Annotated in this window: 20 protein-coding genes and 1 CRISPR repeat array; of the genes, 9 read left to right on the forward strand and 11 right to left on the reverse strand. The window is 37.2% G+C overall.

The features are described from left to right. Nucleotides 1–126: 126 nt before the first annotated feature. A complete protein-coding gene (gene tpiA / locus GQ593_RS06335; protein ID WP_160431282.1) occupies nucleotides 127–891 on the reverse strand; it encodes a triose-phosphate isomerase in 765 nt (254 codons plus the stop codon). Nucleotides 892–991: 100 nt separating this feature from the next. Here tpiA and zapB point away from each other — a divergent pair, with 100 nt between their 5' ends. From zapB to GQ593_RS06355, 4 genes are all read left to right on the forward strand, one after another. Next, nucleotides 992–1,237, forward strand: coding sequence for a cell division protein ZapB (zapB, locus tag GQ593_RS06340; RefSeq protein ID WP_160431283.1), 246 nt, complete (start codon nucleotides 992–994; stop codon nucleotides 1,235–1,237). Between the two features lie 77 nt (nucleotides 1,238–1,314). Next, nucleotides 1,315–2,622, forward strand: a complete 1,308-nt coding sequence (locus GQ593_RS06345) for a DUF2868 domain-containing protein (protein ID WP_160431284.1) — start codon at nucleotides 1,315–1,317, stop codon at nucleotides 2,620–2,622. Between the two features lies 1 nt (nucleotide 2,623). Next, a complete protein-coding gene (locus tag GQ593_RS06350) occupies nucleotides 2,624–3,982 on the forward strand; it encodes a DUF3482 domain-containing protein (RefSeq protein WP_160431285.1) in 1,359 nt (452 codons plus the stop codon). Further along, nucleotides 3,930–4,463 carry a C40 family peptidase gene (locus GQ593_RS06355; protein ID WP_160431286.1) on the forward strand — a complete coding sequence of 178 codons (534 nt, stop codon included), beginning with the start codon at nucleotides 3,930–3,932 and terminating at the stop codon, nucleotides 4,461–4,463. Before GQ593_RS06350 ends, GQ593_RS06355 begins: the two co-directional genes overlap by 53 nt. An 83-nt stretch (nucleotides 4,464–4,546) precedes the next feature. On the opposite strand, the gene GQ593_RS06360 is transcribed toward GQ593_RS06355, so the two are convergent. The 8 genes from GQ593_RS06360 to rsmE form a co-directional block, all read right to left on the reverse strand. Then, entirely contained in the window at nucleotides 4,547–5,734 is a 1,188-nt protein-coding gene (locus GQ593_RS06360) for a pyridoxal phosphate-dependent aminotransferase (protein ID WP_160431287.1), read from the reverse strand. Between the two features lie 262 nt (nucleotides 5,735–5,996). Beyond that, nucleotides 5,997–9,539 (reverse strand): pyruvate:ferredoxin (flavodoxin) oxidoreductase, encoded by a 3,543-nt coding sequence (nifJ, locus tag GQ593_RS06365; RefSeq protein ID WP_160431288.1) that lies wholly within the window; start codon nucleotides 9,537–9,539, stop codon nucleotides 5,997–5,999. Nucleotides 9,540–9,828: 289 nt separating this feature from the next. Then, the gene (purM, locus tag GQ593_RS06370; RefSeq protein WP_160431289.1) at nucleotides 9,829–10,866 is read right to left on the reverse strand and encodes a phosphoribosylformylglycinamidine cyclo-ligase; all 1,038 of its coding nucleotides are present in this window, start codon (nucleotides 10,864–10,866) and stop codon (nucleotides 9,829–9,831) included. A 100-nt stretch (nucleotides 10,867–10,966) separates the two neighbouring features. Continuing rightward, entirely contained in the window at nucleotides 10,967–11,377 is a 411-nt protein-coding gene (gene ruvX / locus GQ593_RS13615) for a Holliday junction resolvase RuvX (protein WP_174796351.1), read from the reverse strand. 3 nt (nucleotides 11,378–11,380) lie between these two features. Then, complete coding sequence (locus GQ593_RS13620; RefSeq protein ID WP_202115394.1) at nucleotides 11,381–11,938, reverse strand: YqgE/AlgH family protein; 558 nt, start codon at nucleotides 11,936–11,938, stop codon at nucleotides 11,381–11,383. Nucleotides 11,939–11,958: 20 nt separating this feature from the next. Continuing rightward, entirely contained in the window at nucleotides 11,959–12,411 is a 453-nt protein-coding gene (locus GQ593_RS06380) for a GNAT family N-acetyltransferase (RefSeq protein ID WP_160431290.1), read from the reverse strand. 3 nt (nucleotides 12,412–12,414) lie between these two features. After that, the gene (gene gshB, locus GQ593_RS06385) at nucleotides 12,415–13,371 is read right to left on the reverse strand and encodes a glutathione synthase (protein ID WP_160431291.1); all 957 of its coding nucleotides are present in this window, start codon (nucleotides 13,369–13,371) and stop codon (nucleotides 12,415–12,417) included. Nucleotides 13,372–13,549: 178 nt separating this feature from the next. After that, a complete protein-coding gene (rsmE, locus tag GQ593_RS06390) occupies nucleotides 13,550–14,275 on the reverse strand; it encodes a 16S rRNA (uracil(1498)-N(3))-methyltransferase (RefSeq protein WP_160431292.1) in 726 nt (241 codons plus the stop codon). A 97-nt stretch (nucleotides 14,276–14,372) separates the two neighbouring features. On the opposite strand from rsmE, the gene folB reads away from it, so the two are divergent. The 5 genes from folB (at nucleotide 14,373) to GQ593_RS06415 (ending at nucleotide 19,470) form a co-directional block, all read left to right on the forward strand. After that, the gene (gene folB, locus GQ593_RS06395) at nucleotides 14,373–14,744 is read left to right on the forward strand and encodes a dihydroneopterin aldolase (protein ID WP_160431293.1); all 372 of its coding nucleotides are present in this window, start codon (nucleotides 14,373–14,375) and stop codon (nucleotides 14,742–14,744) included. Nucleotides 14,745–14,772: 28 nt separating this feature from the next. Further along, the gene (locus GQ593_RS06400; RefSeq protein ID WP_160431294.1) at nucleotides 14,773–15,774 is read left to right on the forward strand and encodes an MBL fold metallo-hydrolase; all 1,002 of its coding nucleotides are present in this window, start codon (nucleotides 14,773–14,775) and stop codon (nucleotides 15,772–15,774) included. Nucleotides 15,775–15,837: 63 nt separating this feature from the next. Continuing rightward, entirely contained in the window at nucleotides 15,838–16,044 is a 207-nt protein-coding gene (locus tag GQ593_RS06405) for a hypothetical protein (RefSeq protein ID WP_160431295.1), read from the forward strand. A 1-nt stretch (nucleotide 16,045) separates the two neighbouring features. Next, complete coding sequence (locus GQ593_RS06410; RefSeq protein WP_160431296.1) at nucleotides 16,046–16,474, forward strand: EamA family transporter; 429 nt, start codon at nucleotides 16,046–16,048, stop codon at nucleotides 16,472–16,474. A 704-nt stretch (nucleotides 16,475–17,178) separates the two neighbouring features. After that, nucleotides 17,179–17,634: a CRISPR direct-repeat array (repeat unit 29 nt; unit sequence CTGTTCCCTATGCATATAGGGATAAACCG). A gap of 834 nt (nucleotides 17,635–18,468) precedes the next feature. Next, entirely contained in the window at nucleotides 18,469–19,470 is a 1,002-nt protein-coding gene (locus GQ593_RS06415; RefSeq protein WP_160431297.1) for a hypothetical protein, read from the forward strand. Nucleotides 19,471–19,778: 308 nt separating this feature from the next. On the opposite strand, the gene moeA is transcribed toward GQ593_RS06415, so the two are convergent. After that, a complete protein-coding gene (gene moeA, locus GQ593_RS06420; protein ID WP_160431298.1) occupies nucleotides 19,779–21,005 on the reverse strand; it encodes a molybdopterin molybdotransferase MoeA in 1,227 nt (408 codons plus the stop codon). A gap of 164 nt (nucleotides 21,006–21,169) precedes the next feature. Further along, the gene (gene ychF, locus GQ593_RS06425; protein WP_160431299.1) at nucleotides 21,170–22,261 is read right to left on the reverse strand and encodes a redox-regulated ATPase YchF; all 1,092 of its coding nucleotides are present in this window, start codon (nucleotides 22,259–22,261) and stop codon (nucleotides 21,170–21,172) included. Nucleotides 22,262–22,873: the final 612 nt, after the last annotated feature.

Here is a 22,873-nt window from a genome sequence, read left to right on the forward strand (position 1 = left end):
AATAAAATCCAAATTAAAAATCTTATTTATGGTTTAAATAAAAAAATAAACCCCGAATTATATCGAGGTTTGTCATCAATCTGAGACGCTAATAAGCGTCTTTTTATTATTAGTTACGTTGGTGATTTATTTCTTAGCTTGTTCAGCAGCCTTAACGATTGCGGCAAAAGCATCGGCTTTTAATGATGCTCCTCCAACTAATGCGCCATCGATGTCTGGCTGAGTAAATAGTTCGGCTGCATTTTTATCATTAACAGAACCACCATATTGAATGATCACTTGTTGTGCTACCTTTGCATCTTGTTTGGCAATATGATCGCGAATAAATTTGTGGACTGCCTGTGCCTGTGCTGGAGTTGCAGATTTACCAGTTCCAATAGCCCAAACTGGTTCATAAGCAATAATAGCACCGTTAAATGCTTGAACGCCAAGTGCTTTAATAACTGCATCAATTTGGCGCGCACAAACAGCTTGTGTTTGACCTGCTTCGTTTTCGGCTTCGGTTTCACCAATACATAGTACAGGCACTAAACCAGCCTCTTTAATTACACCAAACTTTTTAGCAATAAATTCATCAGATTCTTTGTGATAAGTGCGACGTTCAGAATGACCAATGATTATATGAGTTACGCCAATTTCTTTGAGCATATTGACTGATACTTCGCCAGTAAAAGCACCCGATAAGTTAACTCCTACATCTTGTGCACCTAGAATAATATTCGATTTGCCTAATTGATGTTTGACAAAGTCTAAATAAACAACTGGTGGGGCAATGGCAACATCGCATTGAGCATTGGCTGATAGCTCATTTTTTAGCCCTGCTACTAGGTTTTTTGCCATTTCAATACTACCATTGAGTTTCCAGTTACCCATAACGAGAGGTTTTCGCATAATTTTCTCCAACTTAAGATTTAAAAAGGTGTTGATTTCAGAATGAATTGGTTATAATACTATCTATTATACATCAAATAAATTGAGCTTGAGGAAAAATATGTCATTAGAAATATTAAATCAATTAGAAAGTCGAATCCAACATACAATTAATACTATCACTACATTACAACAAGAGATTGCTACTTTAAAGCAAGGTAATCAAGAGTTGGAGCAACTGATTAACGATAGTTCTGATGAAATGAAAGTATTACGCGACGAAAACGAAAAACTAAAACAAGATCAGCAAGTATGGCAACAACGTATTCAAACTTTATTAAGCAAGATTGGTGAAATAACACAGTAATTGGTTCGATTTTTTAACGCGACTTAGGTCGCGTTTCTTTTATATTATATTCATCATAATGGCGAAGATTAAATCTAATGCGACAAAAGCTAAAATCACTCTGGCTGACCGAAACCGTCCATTTAATTGAAACAGAGTCTGGACGATTTGCCGACCAAGACATTAACCGACAAGTAAGAGCAGAACAAATATCGCTTACAGATCGAATTGTGATGCGAGCAACCATGTTGTCTAAACAAAATGGGCTATATTCGGCGCAAAAAATACTGTTACGATCTGTTAAATTCTCTTTTGTGCTATTACTGTTATTATCTGTGTTTTTGGGAAGCTCTTTAGCATTGGGGGCGTTAAGCCAAAATCCAATCAATTTGTATTGGGCTCTTTTTAGCTTATTAGGTGTGCATCTAATTACATTATCTATTTGGTTTGGTTCGTTCTTCTTTTTTGCTAATTTTGGTGGCAGTTTATTGATTCATTGTTGGTTATGGTTAGTTAAAAAACTCTCTCAAAAAAAGACAGTCCAGCAACTTATACCTGCGTTTGTTGAGCTGTTTGGATCGCGCATTCGTTGGCTTATTGGTTTTGTACTTAATCTGTTTTGGACTGTAATTTTAAGTAGCTCGTTATTGGTGTTAGTTGTGCTATTTTCAACTAAGCATTATAGCTTTGAATGGCAAACAACGCTGCTTAGTTCTGATACTGTGATTGCTTTAACTCACTATTTAGGTTACTTACCGTCATTATTTGGTTTTGAAATTCCTAAGGATGAAGTCATAAAGCTAAGCGAACATGCGCTAAGCGCTGGTGAAGTACGTTCATCATGGGCTGTTTGGTTGCTTGGCGTGTTTATTGTCTATGGCTTGGTGGTACGCTTTTTATGTATGGTATTTTGTGGCGTTAATTGGTTGGTCAGTTGTCGTCGAATTACGCTAAATACTGCACACCCTGATTATCAGATATTAGCAAATCAATTACAGCCACTGTTTGTTAAGATTGAGGATGCAGATAAATTTGGTAGTACCAGCAATCAATGGTATTTACCAATACATTCAATTGAAAACGGCGAGGGGGTATTTTTGGTTGCCATAGATGTGCAAGAAAGTTGGCATTATCCAGAATTTGTTTCATTTTTAGGTTTTTTAAATACTCGTGAGCAGCGCAGTAAGATTTTAGATTATTTACAATTGACACCGGCCAAAAAACTATTAATAGCGATTGATACTGATAGATCGCCTGATCGGGGATTATTGAATTTTATTCATCAGTTGATTAATAAATCACTGCAAACTCGTATTTGGTTTATTAATCAAGGCAAACAGTATCATAATTGGCAATTGCTATCTTTTCAGTTAGCTCAACCTGATTGGCTAAGCGAGGACCCTTAATATGTTATCAACGTTAAAATTAGCAGTGGTGGGGCATGCTAATGTTGGCAAAACGTCGTTACTTCGTACTTTGATTCGTAACAGTCATTTTGGTCATGTGTCTGATAGCCCCGGTACTACAAGACATGTTGAATCAATAACATTGCCACTTGAACATCATAAATCGATTGTTTTTTATGATACCCCAGGGTTAGAAGACAGTTTAGCGCTTTATGATTACATTAACCAACTTGTTCCCGCTAATTCAAAACTTGATGGTATTGATAAATTAACCTTTTTTTTACAAAGTCCAGAGTCCGAAAACGTATTTAATCAAGAAGCTAAAGTTATCAGACAATTGTTAAATAGCGATGCAGCCATTTATGTCATTGATGCACGCGAGCCAGTATTGGCCAAGTATCACGATGAATTAGCTATTTTAGCCAATAGTGATAAACCCATATTAGCCGTTTTAAATTTTATCTCTGATAGCGATCAGAATGAAAAGGAATGGAAAAAGTTACTGTCACGCATTGGCATTCATGCTATTATACGCTTCGACGCCGTATTTCCTCCCCTAGATGGAGAGGAGCGTTTATATCATAGCCTTGCTTTACTGGTTGAGCCAGCTAAAGAAATATTAGATAATTGGCTAGATAAAATCGCACAAATTCGCGAATCTCGCAATCAAACCGCAAATCAAATTATTGCTGAAACTCTTGTTGATGTCACTGCCTTTTACGAAATGGCTAAATTAAATGACAATCAAGCAATTACTGATATGCAAAATAAAGTCAGAAAGCGAGAACAAATAGCGATTAACGAATTACTAAAGTTATATCAATTCGATTCAACTCAAGAAAGTGAAGAGAATTTGCCTTTAATCAAAGGTCGTTATAATGCTGATCTTTTTAATGTTGATGCATTAAAAACGGTGGGTATCCATTTGACTAAAGGCTTTGTGTCTGGCGCAACGATAGGTGCAAGTATTGACTTAGCAACCGGAGGAATTTCGCTAGGCTCTGCTGCGTTAATTGGCGCAGCAGTGGGTAGTTTAATGCAAACTGCAAAACATTATGGTGCTAGAATGCGGTATCAGCTTTCTGGTTATAGTAAATTAAGTGTTGATGATGTTATTATTTGTTTTCTTTCTTTGCGATTAATTCGCCTAAAAGAAAGTCTAAATCATCGCAGCCATGCGGACATGAGCCCAGTTAAATTATCTAAATTAGATAAAAGTGAATGGGAAAAAGGAATGTTACCAAAAAGCTTAAAGGTAGCAAGACGTTATTCGCATTGGTCGATTTTAAATAAAGGAACAAAAAGAAATGACAAAAAAAGACAATCGACTATTAGGGACGTTGCTGAGCAATTGCATTAATTTACAGCAACTTTGTTTAATAACTACGTTGATCTTTTCTATCTTTATGTTATTTGGTTGTAGTAGTAGCCAAGGTCAAGTTGCTGTTAAGAGTACTAAACCTAGCCCAACTATGTTAGCTAAAATAGAATCTCACTATAAAAAATGGCATAATACGCCATATCGTTATGGAGGTACAACTTTAGCCGGTAGTGACTGTTCTGCTTTGGTGATGAACTTTTTCAAAAATAAACTTTCAAAAACCTTACCGAGAAGTGCGGCAGAGCAAGCTAAATTAGGTGTCAAGGTGAAGAAGCCAAAAGCAGGCGATTTAGTGTTCTTTAAAACCGGTCGTAGCCGTAGTGGTTTACATGTAGGTATTTACTATGCAGATGGTAAATTTTTGCATGCTTCAACGTCGAAAGGGGTTGTCTATTCCAACTTAAATGAAAGTTACTGGAAGAAACATTACTGGATGGCACGCCGTTTAACCGGTAGTTAATAATGAGATTTATCGAGTATTTAAATTAAAGCGTTCTCAATTTAATCAATTTAGAGCGCTTTAATTATTCGTTCAGTTTATAATTAAATCATCGCTCTATCTCTTAATTCACGCATTACATTTGCGACATAAAGCATTTCGCCCGGTGTGCCGAGTGATATACGACACCAATTGGTCGCAGGGGGAAAATCTCGACCGACTAATATAAAGTTATGTTTCATTAATTCACGATAATCATTTAACTTGATAGGCACTTTATGAAACATAAAATTAGTTTCTGATTTAAGATAATGTAGTCCTAACTCTGACAATACTTTTTCCATGATTTCGCGCGATACATCAACTACTTTTTTGGAGTAAGACAAATATTGAGTATCATTTATTGATGCTAATGCGGCACAAACACCACAATAGTTGAGTTTTTCACCTGCTACATACTGCGCTATATTTTTAATGTTTTCATCAGTACTTACAACGTAGCCAACACGTAATCCTGCCATTGCATGAATTTTAGAAAATGTTTTAAGTAATACAATATTTTCATATCCTTGTGTAATAAATTTGTCTGCTGATTCAAAAGTAGGATCATTAACAAATTCAGCATATGCTTCGTCGAAAATAAAAATTGTGTTTTTAGGTTTACTTGATATCCATGATTCGATCTCTTTCATGCCAAACACAGTCGAAGTTGGATTGTTGGGATTAACAAGATAAACAATAGAAAATCCTTGATAATCTTCAACCGCTTTTTGTAAGCCTGTGATATCAATTTTCCAATCAGTTAAACATGGAACTTTGGTTATTTTTAAATTAAAAATTTTAGCAAAATGCTCGCCATCACCATAGGTAAGTTCTGGTATAACTAATTGCGTATTAGGTTTGACAAAAGCAGAAATAGTACTACGGATACCTTCTGATGATCCCGCTGTTAAAAGGATTTGTTTTTCACTAACATGGTGATGTTGCGCCAATGCTTTATTTAATAGCGGCATTTCAGCTTTTGCATATCTATTAGCTTTAGGAACAGCATCAATGGCAGCTTGCTTAGCACTTGGTGACATGCCTAGTGTATTTTCGTTAAAGTTAAGTCGAACAGGATTAGTAGCATCTGGCGTGACAACTTTATTCACCATGGGTAGAGAGAATGAAACTGAATTTTGCACTTCCATTGCATGAGCTTTAGATAATAATTGATTAATAGATAGTCCAGCTATTGCTGCACTTGAAAATGTGATTAATTTTCTTCTACTGATATTTAAGTTAGATATCATGATTCACCTCATGTTTAATTGATCCTTATTGGGTCAATTATTAATTAAGCAAAAATAATACCAAGTTTTTAATGTTCAATAGAGAGCTTGATTTATGTGGTAATAACGACGAAAAATGGGAGATGATGTTGTTGCTATCACTACATGTTGATTTGAATCTGCACAATATTGGTGCTTTATTGCTCAAGAAAGTGTATAAAAAAGGACCGTTATAAATAACAGTCCTTTGGAGGTTTTTGTCAATTACTATGGGTAATTAATGTTAGCTATCCGCTGGTGTTTCGATATCTGAAAAGGTTGCCAACATCTGCAAAAACTTATATTTAGAGTCCACCATTTTGGTTGAACGCTCATGCAAGGTATTAGCAATCACAGGTTCAAGTGTTTCTAAACGACGGAAACGCTGTTCTTTTAGTAATATACCAGTTAATGACTCACTGTTTGGCGCTTTTGAATCTAATACCAAAGCTGGCTTGCCTTCTGCCATACGGCGTGGGTCGTAACGATATAAAGGCCAGAATCCTGATTTAACTAAATCCTTCATCTGCTCATGTGATTTAGCAAGATCATAGCCATGTTCTTCACAAGGGCTATAAGCAATAATGAGCGATGGTCCATCATATGCTTCAGCTTCTTGTAAGGCTTTAAGCGTTTGATTTAGTTGCGAACCTAACGCAATTTGTGCCACATATACATGTCCATACATCATTACACTCACACCAAGATCTTTACGGGCTTTATGCTTGCCTAAATCAGCAAATTTTGATACCGCGCCCATTGGGGTGGCTTTTGATTGTTGACCTCCTGTATTAGAATAACACTGGGTGTCTAGCACCAATATATTTACGTTATCAGTTAAGCTCATAACATGATCAAGCCCACCAAATCCAATATCGTAAGCCCAACCATCACCACCAATGGCCCAAACTGATTTATCAACCAAGTAATTGGCATCTTGGATTAACGCTTGTGCTTGAGCTGAATCTAGGTGGGCAAGTTGTTCACGTAGCAATACGATTTGTTGACGTTTTTCAGCGATAGATGTCTCAGATGATTTTAATGCTATGACAATCTCGGGCGAAATGTCACCAGCAACATAATCAAGTAAGCGCAATGCACGTTTTTTATGTTGATCATAAGTAATGCGATACCCTAAAGCAAATTCAGCATTATCTTCAAATAGCGAATTTGCCCAAGCCGGTCCACGACCATCGCGATCAGTGGTGTAAGGTGATGATGGCAAGTTACCACCATAAATTGATGAACATCCTGTGGCATTAGCAATGGCTAAATGGTCGCCATAAAGTTGTGTTAACAATTTAATGTATGGCGTTTCACCACAACCAGCACAAGCACCTGAATATTCAAATAAAGGTGTAAGTAATTGCGATGTACGCACATCAATACGTTCAAGTGTATTAATATCGCGATCAGGCAATGCCATAAAGTAGTCAAAATTGGTACGCTGAGTATCAAGGTTGTCGATACGCGATTGCATGTTAATTGCTTTAATTGCAAAATTATTGCGATCACGGGCAGGGCAAACTTCGACACACAAATTACAGCCTGTACAATCTTCGGGTGCAACTTGCAACACATAGCGTTGACCTTTCATATCACGGGCTTTGACTTCAAGCGAGCTTAATGAGTCTGGTGCATTAGCCATATCATCGGGCGCAACAACTTTTGCACGAATGGCAGCATGTGGGCAAGCAACTGCACAGTGATTACACTGAGTACATAGCTCGGGTTGCCAAATAGGGATCTGTTCAGCAATGTTACGTTTTTCCCATTTGGTTGTGCCTATTGGCCATGTACCATCGGGTGGAAATGCTGAGACAGGCAAGCTATCACCCAAACCAGCTAACATAGCCGCAGTGACTGTTTTAACAAAATTAGGCGCGTTAGCTGGCACAACTGGTGGCATCATGGCACTACTTTGATCAACACAACTAAGTGGAATTTGCTCAAGCGAAGCGATAGCTAAATCGAGTGCTTTCCAGTTATTTTCAACTAAATTTTGTCCTTTACTGCTGTAACTTTTTGCAATGACTTCTTTTAATTGGGTAATATTAAAATCATTTTTAAAAATTTCAGCTAGGTGAAAAAACGCCGCTTGCATAACGGTATTAATTCTTGCCCCTAAATTACATTCACGAGCAATTTTTGCTGCATTAATGATATAAAAATGTGCTCGTTTTTGAATTAATTGCACTTGCACTTCTTTAGGAAGGCGGTGCCAAATTTCATCTTTGCTGTACGGCGTGTTAAGCAAAAAGATACCATCGTCTTTTAATTTATCAACAATTTGATATTTATCGATAAACTGATCTTGGTGGCAGCCAATAAAGTGGGCACTGGTAATTAAATAAGGGGAATCAATGGGATCTAAGCTAACTCGTAAGTGTGAAGTGGTTAAACCACCTGCTTTTTTAGAGTCATAAACAAAATATCCTTGTACATAAAAAGGCGAACTATCACCAATAATTTTAATATTATTTTTGGTTGCCGACACTGTGCCATCACTACCGAGTCCATAAAATAGGGCTTCAAGAGCTGATTTTTGTGGAATAGATTGTTCAGGCAACGGTAAAGAAAGTCCTGTTATATCATCATAAATACCAACGGTAAATCGTGGTTTAGGTTTATCTAATCCTAATTCAGTAAAAATGGCAAGCACACAACGAGGATCAAACTCTTTAGACGATAATCCATAACGCCCACCGACAATGATTGGCATGCTATTGCGTTCACCACGTGATAAGCTTTCAGCAAATGCAGTCATAATATCTAAATAAAGCGGTTCGGCTTGAGCGCCTGGCTCTTTAGTTCTATCAAGAACAGCAATTTTATTCACTGTACTTGGAATAACCTCTAGCAAATGATTGGCAGAAAAAGGGCGAAATAATCTAACTGTTACCACACCGACTTTTTCGTTTTGTTTAAGTAATACATCTACCACTTCTCTGCTGGTGCTTGCCCCCGATCCCATAATCACAATAATATGCTCAGCATCACTTGCACCATAATATTCAAAAGGTTGATACTTTCTGCCCGTTTCTATTGCAAAAGCGTCCATAGCATCAACAACATGTTGATAGACATTATCATAATAGCTATTTATTGCTTCACGACATTGAAAGTAGGTATCTGGATTAGCTGATGTACCGCGTGTTACTGGGTTATCAGGTGTTAAAGCACGCGAGCGATAGGCTTTAATGGCTTCGTGTGGTAATAAGTTACGGATTTGGTCATCGCTAATTGGATAGATTTTATTAACTTCGTGTGATGTTCTAAATCCATCAAAAAAGTGAATAAAAGGTACGCGACTATTAAAGCTGGCCATTTGCGAAATTAAGGCAAAATCCTGCGCTTCTTGCACAGAACTTGAACAAAGCATAGCAAACCCCGTTTGCCTAATTGCCATCACATCAGAATGATCACCAAAAATTGAAAGCGCATGCGTTGCAACGGTACGAGCAGCAACATGCAAAACAAAAGGAGTTAGTTCACCGGCTATTTTATACAGCGATGGGATCATTAAAAGTAAACCTTGTGACGAAGTAAACGAAGTGGCTAGTCCACCTGTCATTAATGCACCATGAACAGTCGCAATTGCCCCGGCTTCGGACTGCATTTCAATCACTCTTGGCGTATCACCAAATACGTTTGGTTTGTTAAATTCAGCCCACGTCCCTGCCTGTTCGGCCATTGTTGAGCTTGGAGTAATTGGGTAAATAGCAATAACTTCGTTTGCACGATAAGCGACGGATGACACCGCGCTGTTAGCATCTGATATGATCATTAAAAAACCTTTTATTTTAAAGTATTACGACATCACTTTGTTATAATATTTTCTGCTATTGTACCAAAAAGTCAGATTGCTTTGAGCTATTTTTATATTAAATTTTTGAGTAAAATCGTTGGAATTCTAAGCTAAAGGATAGACGAATGATAAAGATATAAAAAATAAAACAATAATATATCGGTAATTAAACTATGGGGCATTATTTAAATCGATAAAACTTGAAATAGTCTAAATAGATATTATTCAACTTGTTTAAAGCTGAATAATATCTCAAATAGAATACTCACTACTTAATAATAACACGTTCACTTGATGTCGCGTGCTTAATTTCACCTAATAACCACGCTTTTTCACCATGGTTATTTAGTAAGCTAATTGCTTTATCGGCTGATTGTTTAGGTAATGCGATAATTAAACCGACACCACAGTTAAAAGTTCGGTACATTTCGTGACGACTAACATTGCCAGCTTGTTGTAGCCAATCAAATATGGCTGGCCATTGCCAACTTGATTCATTGATAACTGCTTGAGTATTGTCAGGTAAAACACGCGGAATGTTTTCCCAGAATCCGCCACCAGTAATATGGGCAATAGCGTGCACGTCAACTTGGGAGATAAGATCAAGGACAGACTTCACATAAATCTTAGTGGGTGCAAGTAGGTGATCAGCAAGTGGTTTGCTGTCTAATTGTTCGGTTGCAGGATTTACGCCATTGACTTCGATAATTTTACGCACTAATGAATAGCCATTGGAGTGAGCACCAGTTGATGCAAGGGCAATTAATGCATCACCGTTTTGCACTTTACTGCCATCAATCATTTTAGATTTTTCAACGACGCCAACGCAAAATCCAGCTAAATCATAATCATTATTATGATACATACCCGGCATTTCGGCCGTTTCACCGCCCACTAAAGCGCACCCCGATTGTTTACATCCCTCGGCAATGCCAGCAACTACAGTCGTTGCTACATCAACATTAAGTTTACCTGTAGCATAATAATCAAGGAAAAATAAAGGCTCGGCACCCTGTACAATTAAATCGTTTACACACATGGCCACTAAATCAATACCAATTGATTCATGACGGTTTAAATCCATTGCAAGGCGTAATTTAGTCCCCACACCGTCAGTGCCTGATACTAATATCGGCTCTTTATATTTTTGAGGAATAGCACATAGCGCACCAAAGCCGCCTAGTCCCCCCATAACCTCAGGTCGTCTGGTTTCTTTAACGACAGATTTGATGCGATTAACAAGTTCATTGCCAGCATCAATATCGACACCAGCATCTTTGTAACTGAGAGATTTATTATTTGACACAGCAAGCAATCCTTACAATAGAAAGTAGATGATTATTTTAGCAAGGATGAAATTTAATGGCGATTAATTATTGATAAAATAACCAATTTATTAAATATTGCTAATTATTTTCAAACCAACTTTCTAAAATAATAATGGCTGAAGTTGCATCAACGTGACCTTTTTCAAGTGCGCGGTAACCCCGCGAAGCAAAAATATGGGATTTTGCCTCAACGGTTGATAATCGTTCATCTTGTAAATGTACTTGATAACCAAACATGCCATGTAAACGATTGGCAAATTTACGCGCTCTTGCTGTCAGCGGTTGTTCGCTGCCATCCATATTTAACGGTAATCCAACTACTAAAAAGTCAGGTTTCCACTCATTTAAGACTTTCTCGATAGCTTGCCAGTTAGGAATGCCATCACGTGCTTTAAACGAGCACAAAGGGTTGGCTGTTTTTGTAATATCTTGACCAATAGCCGCTCCAATACTTGCCGTGCCAAAATCAAATGCGATAATGGTTGCCATAGGTTATGCATTACCCATTTGGTGTGAAATAGTATTCATATTGACGCCAAGTGATGCAGCGGCTTTTTGCCAACGCTCCTCAATAGCAACTTCATAAATAATTTGTGCATCAGCATCGGCCACTAACCAATCATTACGACCAATTTCATCTTCAAGTTGTAATGACTGCCAGCTTGAATAACCTAATGCTAAACAAATATTTTGCGGTTGCTCAGGAGATCCAATTGATTTAAGAACATCGAGCGAAGTGCTAATCATCACATCATCCGAAATTTGAATGCTAGAGGCGAATCCTTGTTGAGGTGTATGTAAAATGAATCCTTGTTCTTCAGCAATTGGTCCGCCACAAAATACAGGATACTCTAACTCAGCACAACTTGTTGGCGACGTGATTTCTAACCGTGTAAGAACTGTGGCTACATTAAGTTCAATAATCGGTTTATTAATTATAATGCCCATGGCGCCATCGCGATTATGTTCACAAATATAAATAACTGAATGACTAAACAACGAGTCATCAAGTGTTGGCATAGCAATAATAAAATGATCTTTTAAATTCATAGGTTCACATTTAGGTATATTTATAATGCACATTTGCCAATTTTAACGTTATGTTCAACAATACAGCGCATTAATAATTCAGGTTCATTGGTTTCTTCATTGATCGATTCTGAAACAATATCAAAATTCTGAGCAAGATAAAAATCAATCGCCGCACTATTTTTTTTGTAAATATGTACCAGCAGTTCATTGTGGTGCTGTTTCGCTTTGTTAACTAATGCGTGACCGATTCCTTGTCGGCGGTGATCTTGATCAACAAACAGTCCTGAAATGTAATTTTCGGTTAAGCCAATAAACCCTTTTACGCCGTTAAGATCTTGCACGTATAAAGTGGACATTGGAATTAGCATTTTCACTAAATCATAATTTTGTTTAAAAAATTCAGGATCGATAAAGTCATGAGCTTGCAAATTACCTTGCAACCATATTGCCATTACGCTGTTTAAATCTTCGGGTTTATATTCTCTAATCATTGCTTAACTCTTTTTATTTAATCGATGTTCAATTGCGTCCATTAACATACCGGTGATTGACAGGTCGGGATTGGCGGCTTCAATTTCGCGAATGCAAGTTGGGCTGGTAACGTTAATTTCAGTTAACTTATCACCAATAATATCAAGCCCTACAAACAAAAGGCCTTTTTCTTTTAAAACTGGCGCGATGCTTTTAGCAATGTGCCAATCACTTTCACTTAATGCTCTCACTTCACCATGCCCACCGGCAGCAAGGTTTCCTCTGGTTTCGCCTTTTTGTGGAATTCGAGCTAAACAATAAGGTACTGGCTCGCCATCAACCACTAAAACACGCTTATCACCGTCTTTAATGGCAGGAATAAAGTTTTGTGCCATGCAATAACGCGTATTATGTTCGGTTAAGGTTTCAATAATCACTGAAACATTAGGATCGTCTTGTTTGATTCTAAATATAGATGAGCCACCCATACCGTCAAGTGGTTTTAAAATGATATCATGATGTGTTTGGTGGAATGCTTTAATATGCTGAGTTTGACGAGTAACCAGTGTCTCAGGGGTAAACTCGGCAAACCATGCAGTAAAGAGTTTTTCGTTACAATCGCGCAAACTTTGCGGTTTATTCACCACTAATACACCTTTAGCTTCTGCACGCTCTAAGATATATGTAGCATAAATATATTCAGTATCAAAAGGGGGATCTTTACGCATTAAAATAACATCAAGGTCAGTTAATGGTATGCTCTGTTCTTCGCTTACATCAAACCAATGATGATTATCGTCATAAACCGTTAATGTGCGTGCTGTTGCATAAGCTTCACCATTTTTTAAGAAGAGATCATTCATCTCCATATAAAAAAGTTGATATCCACGTTTTTGTGCTTCATGTAGCATGGCAAAACTGGAATCTTTTTTAATTTTGATATGACTAATGGGATCCATTACAATGCCCAGTTTTATCATGATGACTCCTTACTGATGTTATCTTGTTTAATCGGCTTTTATATTAAAACGTTGGTATTTTCTGAAACTTCTTAACAGATTTTTTATGATTATACCCAACGCAGTGCTTTCTGATATCATACTCGCTACAAGCGCAGTTGCAAAGTAATCATTACTTATCAGCTGTATTTTGATGTATTTATCCAAGATCACCTAAATGCACTTGCAAGGCGGTTAGGGCGGTTAATGCTGCCGTTTCGGTACGCAAAACACGCGGACCAAGCAATATATCGGTAAATTGATAATTATGGGTCATATTGATTTCATCGTTCGACAAACCACCTTCAGGTCCAATTAGTAAACTAATGTCATTGTAACCACTAGGCAACTGTGTAATTCCATGTTTAGCTTTAGGGTGTAGATTTAAGCGTAACTGAGTTGTTAAACTTGCACACCAAGTTTCAAGTTTTATTACAGGGTTGACAACGGGCACTACATTACGACCACACTGCTCACAAGCCGAAATAACGATCTTTTGCCATTGTTGAACTTTTTTATCTAACCGTTCGGCATCCAATTTTACCCCACAGCGTTCAGAAAGTAGAGGGGTAATGCTACTAATGCCTAACTCTACTGATTTTTGAATCGTAAATTCCATTTTTTCACCACGTGATATCACTTGTCCCAAATGGATCTCTAATGGTGATTCACGATTATCTAAAATGGACGAAGCTGTTTTGACTGTCACCGATTTTTTATTGATTTGCTGTATAACCGCTGGAGTGATATGGTTTGAACCATCAAATAGAATAATATTTTCACCTACTTTCATGCGTAATACGCGAATAAGATGGTTAAATGCATTGTCATCTAAAGTAATAATGCTATTTTGTTCAATAGTAAAAGGCTGAAAAATTCGAGTCATAATTACATATATATTATATTATTTGAAATAAATTATAGCGTAATTTATCAAGATTCGGTAATCTCTATTTCATGTAACTAAGCTTTGGGAATCAGGTATGAACACATATAGCAAAGATAGAGTATTAATTGAAGGATTAACGGTTTTAACCACCATTGGTGTATATGATTGGGAAAAGACCATCAAGCAAAAGTTAATTCTCGATCTTGAAATGGCATGGGATAACAAACCAGCTGGCGAAAGTGACAATGTTTCTCTTTGTTTAGATTATTTTCAGGTTAGTCAAAGCATTACACAATTTATTGAATCCTCGAAATTTGAACTTATTGAATGTGTAGCAGAAAAAATTGCTGAAATGATTATTAAACAATTTTCTGTTAACTGGCTTAGAGTTAAAGTATCTAAACCAAATGCGATAGCTAATGCTCAAAATGTTGCCGTAGTCATTGAACGGGCGGCAAATTGTTAAACTATTCATTGTAAAAAAGATTGTAACGATGACAAAGCAAAAGCAAGATTTAACGCCTAAAAAAATACATCATACAGCTAAAGGATTTCGGCACCATGGATCTTTTAAAATTAAAATAGGAGAGTTTTTGCGTTGGCGTTTTACGCGTAAAGTGTTACCGCCTAAAGTAGGTTATCAAACCTTTAATCAGATATGGTTTGAACCAATAAACTTTAGCTTATCAGGCGATAGGGTTTGGTGGATTGGCCATTCAACAACCTTGATTCGTTTAGGTGGCAAAATGATATTGACTGATCCTATCTTTTCTAAACGGGCTTCACCCTCACAATTAATTGGGCCTAAACGCCGAACACCGCCAGCTTTAAACATTGATCAACTACCACAAATCGATTTTATCGTGATTTCACATAATCATTATGATCACCTTGATTATTGCAGTATACGCCAATTACTTGTGCGTTTTCCTCATATTGTGATGATGGTTCCTCTTGGTTTAAAACGAACATTATTAAGATGGGGGGCCAAGTATGTTAATGAACTAGATTGGTGGGAGCGGGTAACTGTTGATGGGCTTAGTTTTTCGGCAACACCTGCTATACACTGGAGCAATCGTGGGTTATTGGATGTAAATAAGGCATTGTGGTGTGGTTGGATGATTCAATCTAATAGTGATAATCAAAATCAATTAACAACAGTCTATTTTATGGGGGATACATGTTATTCTTCTGAACTAAAAGCAATTGCCCAGCGTTTCCCTTCAATTGATTTGGCACTAATTCCCATTGGTGCTTATGCGCCACGTTGGTATATGCAATCACAGCATATCGATCCAAAACAAGCTGTACAATTGTATGATGAATTACAATGCCATTCAGCCGTTGCTATCCATTGGGGAGCATTTGAACTTGCAGATGAATCGTTAGATGAACCCCCTAAATTATTAAGTGAACTTCGAGAAGCGCGCAGCTTTCATCTTGTAAAAATAGGCGGTTCTTTAGCTATCAATCACATCAATTCTGGATTAAAATAATCTAAATAAAAACAAACGTAATACGGTTAATTTTTTATGCATTAGCCAAAAAAGGAGAAAGAAATGAAAGCGGTAGTTATTGGATTATCTTGTTTAATGTTTAGCTTAGCGTTAGTGGGATGTGGCGGAAAAAACGACCAAGGCAAAACCTACCATTGGTCAAAAGCTCACGGAGTTTTAGAAGATTGCCGTGGCGTTATGAATAAATCACAACAATGTGAAGCTAATTTAAACAATCAACAATATCTATTTAAAATCGATAAATATTAATATGAGCGCATGGCTTATTTATGCTTTGCTTTCCGCTATTACTGCGGCATGTGTTGCTATTTTAGGGAAAATTGGCTTACAGCATCTTGATGCCAACACGGCAACAGCTATCCGTGCTATTGTGATGGCTACTTTTTTAGTTGGTGTGGTTGCTATTCAAGGTAAACTTAACCTTATCAATACCTTTTTTAATGATAAAAAGGCATTACTCATTATTGTATTGAGCGGTATTGCTGGCGCGCTATCTTGGCTATTTTATTTTATGGCGATCAAAGAAGGCAAGGTGTCGCAAGTTGCACCAATCGACAAGTTAAGTGTAGTTTTTGCTGTTGTGTTTGCCGCTGTTTTATTTGGTGAAAAGATCTCGTTGTTAGCTGGCGTTGGTGTCGCTATGATTGCAGTTGGTGCGATATTAGTGGCGTTATTTTAATCATGCGCCAATTTGTTGCTATAGCTAAATTGTAGGAAAACGCTTAGTTGTTTACACTTCATGGCTAAAATAATCCTCTAAAACCGCATAAGGCGTTTTCTCCGAAATCGCCTTATGCGGTTTAACGGTATTATAATAGTTAATAGATCGCTTAAGTTTTGTTGCCTATCTTTTGAATTGTTAAATATTGATTGATGATGCCACATCGCAATTCAAAGTTCGTATCACTCTTTCCGCTTTGCCAGTCGTTTGTGCGCTGGCTGGTTTGGTAACTTTTTGATTGATATTATAGTTTATTACCTGTTTTAACAAATAGGTGTTCACTTGTGCCTTGATATTCACGCTCATTATCGGAATAAATACATTAAATAGTATATTATTCTTCATCAATAAAATTTATTAACTCATTAAATTTAAAATAATTTCACGTTGAAACGGTATAGACTCCTGAATATTTTTAACAAAAATTGTGCTTTTTTTAATAAAGAAATACCTTGTTTTATTGCTAACTATGTTATAACTATAAGAAATTTAAAGATTAATTGGTAGAATAAAAAAAGCGCCATATTCTCTATCTTATTTTTAATATTAATTTAATAAAAACAATGTGTTATAAAGTAATTGTTATTTTAAGAATAATTAAAAAAGTTGGTAGAAATTTAAACTAAAATATTTTAATTATAAAACAAAATGTTATAATTGGTCTGTTCCCTATGCATATAGGGATAAACCGCCTTGTCCTTTTTACGTCTTCAAGCACCGCTTCTGTTCCCTATGCATATAGGGATAAACCGTTTCATAACGCATGCACTTTTAAATGTCGGAGCTGTTCCCTATGCATATAGGGATAAACCGCTTCAGCCCAAGTTAACCCCGTTCGCCGTGATCTGTTCCCTATGCATATAGGGATAAACCGCTGTTTGCAATCTCTATTATTGCCATGGAAACCTGTTCCCTATGCATATAGGGATAAACCGCGGTGAACAGTTTTTTATAAAACAATTGAGCACTGTTCCCTATGCATATAGGGATAAACCGAATGTGGTGAAAATCACATTGTTGGGCATTTACTGTTCCCTATGCATATAGGGATAAACCGCCGATTGTTGATATTATTATGCAAAATGATTTCTGTTCCCTATGCACATAGGGATAAACCGCACGAATGATGTTGAAGCAACTTATTTGGGATAAATATTTAGAGTATAAAGAATGGAATGGCAACACATTTTCAAACAAAAAATGACGGGGGTAAATGTTTTTTAATTCGACGGGAGGCAAGTAGCCTAACGAAGAATGTAATCGTTTCTGATTATACCAATAGGCATAAGTCGAAAAATCGCGTTATAACTCAGCTGTTGAGTTGAAACGTTGGCCTTTTACAAACTCGGTTTTAATTGTTTTAAATGTCGCCTCCGCTACCGCATTGTCATGTTAGGGAATTCGCTATAATTCCCTAACTCAGACTGGTCACTATAGCTATTTTAAACATCTAAGCTGCACATGCCTGAAACCACTACACCCAATCCATTCCACCAATCTAAACAAAAGCCTCAATATTAGGCAAAAAATTGTCAGGAAATATATTGATTTCATTTTATTTTTTGCTTATTAATAATATTTCAATCTATTAAAGCATGTCATAAAACTTAATTGAAGTCACTCCTAAATAATTTTCGCCCAAAAATCCCCCAAAAAAAACTAGCCAAGCTTTTTTAAAACGGTTATAATTTCACCGATTTTAAAAATCAGCTTATTTAATAAGCAAATAGATATAAAAAATCGAAATAAAACATAAATTTACTTGACAGGTGAACAGTAATGCATTATCATTTTAGACACCAGACACCAGACACCAGCACTGGCAAACCAATGTCTTAAATTTATCAAATAGACGCATCAGATGCGTTTTTCCTCTTGCCTCGTTTATATTCTCGAAGTTATTTCTCAAATTACTCTCAAAATTATCTCGAAAAAAACCGTTGGCGTTGGCGGTGTTATTATTGTCATGTTTATGGCATTTGCCAGCATTAGCGGGCCAAAATGGTCGAGGGGATAATCGTAGTGATGCCATAATACTACCAGCGTTACAATGGGGAGAGCTCAAGTATGTAAGACCTATTCTTGAATACTCCAGACTATCCAGGTTTACTATCCCTGGTATATGGGATCCAGATTATGGAGCCTTAGTCCAATCAACCAATCCGGCATCATATGCGCTAAATTTTCCAACTACAGGAGCTGATGGACTTTATTTTTATTTACTCATGGTTGGAGAGGTCGATGAATTGATATGGGAGTCATCCCCGCATGAGGGGATCATCACCATATTGTTGGAAAGAGTAACAAAAATGCGATGCTTAGAGATCGAATTTGATGTGTGTAGAGGTATAAATAGAAGCATGTCTTTTCTTAAGGTTACGCTAAAAGGTCCAGCGACAACAAACTCTCAATGGCAGAATCCGTACCCAAGTCGAATTGCTGTGCCAAGGTTACCACAGACCTTTGAAATAATAGGTAGAGATAGCGGGGGGAACGAGGTAATTAAATATGGGTTTGTCCTGCAGAAGTGGTTTGTGATCCGTGGAGATTATAAATATGATCCGAGGAAAGGGTGGGGGGGGACCTTTCAAGAGCAAGAAGCTTGGTGTCCTAGTTTGGGGTATCGTTTGACACAGGTCAAAGACCTGACCAATGCTGTTTGTATTGATCGGGGTGATGGTAAGGATTCTACCAACCCCTACTTTGAGTGTCCAGGTAGTAAGTTCGGTGCCATGCCGTCGTCACCTTATAATGGTGTCCAGCGCCGAATAGGGGCTGGATTTGTAACTGAGTGGGGATGGCCGACGTATTATATTCATCATTTCTACCCCGCTATGTGGATTTGGACGAGTGATTCAGATGGAGACTACGCGTACTCAACGGACACGGGAGGTGGACCTTTGGAAAGAATTTGGAAAGGCAACTATAGAAATACTGTTTGCGTTACTCCTTAGTCTTTATTTGTTAATCTGCAGGAACACGCCGATATTCCTACTGGTTAAAGGAACAAAAAGGTTCAAGCGAGCTTTCTTTAACTCGCTATAAATGGCCTAGCGACTGACCATAAAGCGGTTAGCCAAATCAGTTGCGGTTATTTTTCTTTATGATATAGACGTCATATTTCTTGTCTATGATAAGGCGTTAATGTTGTTTTTTTATGTATATTCATTACTATATTTTCTCAAATTACTGAAAACAACGCGAGGAATTCCTATAGCTAACTATTAGATACATAATAGTTAGCTATAGTTTACACCACAACTTACTTAAGTAACTGATTAAACAGTTCAACGGTCACCATTTCGCCTTTGTTGACATGACCACGCTCTTGCTCAAGCACAATAAAACAGTTAGCTTGGTTAAATGACTGCGTAATATGAGAACCTTGTTGACCGGTTGTTGTTACTTCTAACTCACCTTGTTCATTAATTTGTAGTATTCCTCTTTGAAAATCTAATCGTCCCATACTTTTCTTAAGGCTAGTTGCAATTTTTACTTTGAAAGATAAATCGATTGATGTGAGTTGTTGTCCTGAAAGCACTAAAATTAGTGGTTGTACCAATTGATAAAACGTCACTAAAGTTGAAACGGGATTACCAGGTAAACCACAAAATAGCGCATTGCCAATTTTGCCAAAGGCGAAAGGCTTGCCTGGTTTCATTGCAATCTTCCAAAAATTAATTTGTCCTAATGTTTCAAGTGCTGTTTTGGTATAATCGGCATCCCCCACCGAAACACCACCACTGGTTATCACTAAATCGGCTTGGTTAGATGCGGTTATTAGCGCTTGTTTGATTTGGGTTGGATCATCAGGAATAATGCCGAGATCAACGATTTCACAATTAAGTTTGGCCAATAATAATTTTAGTGTGAAGCGGTTGCTGTCATAAATAGCACCATTGCCAGATAATGGCTGACCAATGGGGGTTAATTCATCGCCAGTTGATAAAATAGCGACTTTTAACTTTTTAAAGACAACAAGATCACTAATGCCGAATGTTGCAAGTGTCGATAGTGTTGGTATCGTTAATTTAGTCCCTTTGTTGACTGTGATCGCACCTTTTTTCACATCTTCACCTATACGACGAATATTATCGCCAGCTTTTATGTTACCTAAAAAGGCAATCCCCAAATCAGATTTTTCAGTCTGCTCTTGCATAACAACGGCATCAGCATCATTAGGCACAGGCGCACCTGTCATAATACGCAAACAAGTACCTTTTGGCCAATTAAGATTGCTTATATCATCGCCCGCAAAAATCGCCCCTGCTTGTGGTAACAACGTTGATTGTTTAAGATCCGCTAATCGAATCGCATAACCATCCATCGCAGAATTATCGAACCGTGGCACATTAATCGGTGAAATCACATTCTCAGCAGTGATGCGATCTAGCGCATCAAATAGTCCGATTTTTTCGCTAGTGAGTGATTTTACGGTTGATATGCTTTGTAGTACTTGCTGTTTGGCTTGTTGAAATGTGAGTAACATAAAAGTGGGCTGTCCTTATATTTACCAATCTATTATTGGATCAGTTGACAAGAAGTTTCAGGTAACACTACGTTTAAGTAAAAAATAAATCTTATAACAATATTCATTAGTTATTATGAACATTAATATAATAACGTCGCCAAAAGGCGACGTAAAATAATCAACTATACATTAAATAAGAAGTTCATAATATCGCCATCTTGCACGATATAATCTTTACCTTCAGCGCGCATTTTGCCTGCTTCTTTAGCGCCTTGTTCGCCACCGTATTTAATAAAATCATCAAAAGCAATGGTTTGAGCACGAATAAAGCCTTTTTCGAAATCAGTATGAATTTTTCCTGCTGCTTGTGGTGCGGTATCGCCAACCGAAATTGTCCACGCACGAACTTCTTTAACACCTGCGGTAAAATAAGTTTGCAGGTTAAGTAAGCTGTATCCTGCGCGAATCACTCGATTTAAGCCTGGTTCGGTTAAGCCTAAATCTTGCATAAATTCATCACGATCGGCATCATCCAGTTCGGCAAGCTCTGCTTCAATTGCCGCACAAACAGGGACTACCACGGCTTTTTCTTGTTCAGCTATGGCTTTGACTTTATCTAAATAAGGATTGTTTTCAAAACCATCTTCATTCACATTGGCGATATACATAGTTGGTTTTAAAGTTAAAAAGCTCAAGTACTTAATTGCATCAAGTTCTTCTTTACTTAAATTTAGTAACAATAACTTTTTACCTTGTTCTAAGTGTGGTAAACACTTTTCAAGGATTTCTAACTCAAATTTAGCGTCTTTATCGCCACCTTTAGCGCGTTTTTGCAGGCGTGTTATTGCCCGTTCACAAGCTTCAAGATCGGATAGAGCAAGTTCGGTGTTAATAATTTCGATATCTTCAGCAGGATCGATTTTGCCTGCGACGTGAATAATATTGTCGTTTTCAAAGCAACGCACAACATGACCGATCGCTTCGGTTTCGCGAATGTTAGCTAAAAATTGATTTCCTAAACCTTCACCTTTTGATGCGCCTTTAACTAAACCCGCAATATCAACAAATTCCATGGTGGTTGGCAATGTGCGCTGAGGTTTGACAATTTTAGCCAGTTCATCTAAACGTGGATCGGGCATGGGTACAACCCCTGTGTTTGGCTCGATAGTACAAAATGGAAAGTTAGCTGCCTCAATACCTGCTTTGGTTAGTGCGTTAAAAAGCGTTGACTTCCCCACATTGGGTAGTCCGACAATTCCACATTTAAATCCCATACTGTTTGTTACCTTTTATCATAAAATGTCTTAAAAATAAGGGGCGATTATATACTAAATTGGGCTATTTGTGCCAATATTCTTATCGATAGATCAACCCATAAATGTCATAATTACTCGCGTTATTTACAGTAATTCGAGAAACGACTGTCATAAATCCCCATAAAAACCGTATTTCAGACAAGAGATAGGGTGTTTATATGATAAAGAAAATAATTGTCACCGATTTGGCTAAACGCTTTATGGTTAGGCACCAATCATTTATCGCACGAAAGGCCATATAAGACATTAAATAACAGAATGCCCATTGTATATAAAACACGAAAGCAGGTAGCGTTATTTTCTAGGTGAGTTGTGCACTCAGATAGCGTAGTTACATCACGGTTCATTTTTTTAGTTATATTTTTTGTAAAAAATATTCAGGAGTCTATACCGTTTGGTACTGTTTAAGCGATTTTTTGCAAAACGCCTTATGCGTTTTTAGATGATTATGTTAATCATGAAGTGTAACAGCTAGACGTTTTGCTACTCATTAAGCAGATTGGCAATAGTCATCTTACTTGTACTCAGTTATGGCTTGCCATAAATTGTTGTTAAAAATATTGGTTATAA

It is taken from the genome of Gilliamella sp. Pas-s25 (genome assembly GCF_009795885.1).
Taxonomy (GTDB): Bacteria; Pseudomonadota; Gammaproteobacteria; order Enterobacterales; family Orbaceae; genus Gilliamella.

What these genes read in the sequence shown, in the direction of transcription:
- ruvX (WP_174796351.1), bottom strand. Translation starts at nt 11,377, where the DNA reads ATGGCAACCATTATCGCATTTGATTTTGGCACGGCAAGTATTGGAGCG.
- GQ593_RS06355 (WP_160431286.1), top strand. Translation starts at nt 3,930, where the DNA reads ATGACAAAAAAAGACAATCGACTATTAGGGACGTTGCTGAGCAATTGC.
- GQ593_RS13620 (WP_202115394.1), bottom strand. Translation starts at nt 11,938, where the DNA reads ATGAATTTAAAAGATCATTTTATTATTGCTATGCCAACACTTGATGAC.
- GQ593_RS06350 (WP_160431285.1), top strand. Translation starts at nt 2,624, where the DNA reads ATGTTATCAACGTTAAAATTAGCAGTGGTGGGGCATGCTAATGTTGGC.
- moeA (WP_160431298.1), bottom strand. Translation starts at nt 21,005, where the DNA reads ATGTTACTCACATTTCAACAAGCCAAACAGCAAGTACTACAAAGCATA.
- GQ593_RS06410 (WP_160431296.1), top strand. Translation starts at nt 16,046, where the DNA reads ATGAGCGCATGGCTTATTTATGCTTTGCTTTCCGCTATTACTGCGGCA.
- GQ593_RS06345 (WP_160431284.1), top strand. Translation starts at nt 1,315, where the DNA reads ATGCGACAAAAGCTAAAATCACTCTGGCTGACCGAAACCGTCCATTTA.
- nifJ (WP_160431288.1), bottom strand. Translation starts at nt 9,539, where the DNA reads ATGATCATATCAGATGCTAACAGCGCGGTGTCATCCGTCGCTTATCGT.
- tpiA (WP_160431282.1), bottom strand. Translation starts at nt 891, where the DNA reads ATGCGAAAACCTCTCGTTATGGGTAACTGGAAACTCAATGGTAGTATT.
- GQ593_RS06400 (WP_160431294.1), top strand. Translation starts at nt 14,773, where the DNA reads ATGACAAAGCAAAAGCAAGATTTAACGCCTAAAAAAATACATCATACA.
- rsmE (WP_160431292.1), bottom strand. Translation starts at nt 14,275, where the DNA reads ATGACTCGAATTTTTCAGCCTTTTACTATTGAACAAAATAGCATTATT.
- ychF (WP_160431299.1), bottom strand. Translation starts at nt 22,261, where the DNA reads ATGGGATTTAAATGTGGAATTGTCGGACTACCCAATGTGGGGAAGTCA.
- GQ593_RS06360 (WP_160431287.1), bottom strand. Translation starts at nt 5,734, where the DNA reads ATGATATCTAACTTAAATATCAGTAGAAGAAAATTAATCACATTTTCA.
- GQ593_RS06380 (WP_160431290.1), bottom strand. Translation starts at nt 12,411, where the DNA reads ATGATTAGAGAATATAAACCCGAAGATTTAAACAGCGTAATGGCAATA.
- zapB (WP_160431283.1), top strand. Translation starts at nt 992, where the DNA reads ATGTCATTAGAAATATTAAATCAATTAGAAAGTCGAATCCAACATACA.
- folB (WP_160431293.1), top strand. Translation starts at nt 14,373, where the DNA reads ATGAACACATATAGCAAAGATAGAGTATTAATTGAAGGATTAACGGTT.
- gshB (WP_160431291.1), bottom strand. Translation starts at nt 13,371, where the DNA reads ATGATAAAACTGGGCATTGTAATGGATCCCATTAGTCATATCAAAATT.
- GQ593_RS06405 (WP_160431295.1), top strand. Translation starts at nt 15,838, where the DNA reads ATGAAAGCGGTAGTTATTGGATTATCTTGTTTAATGTTTAGCTTAGCG.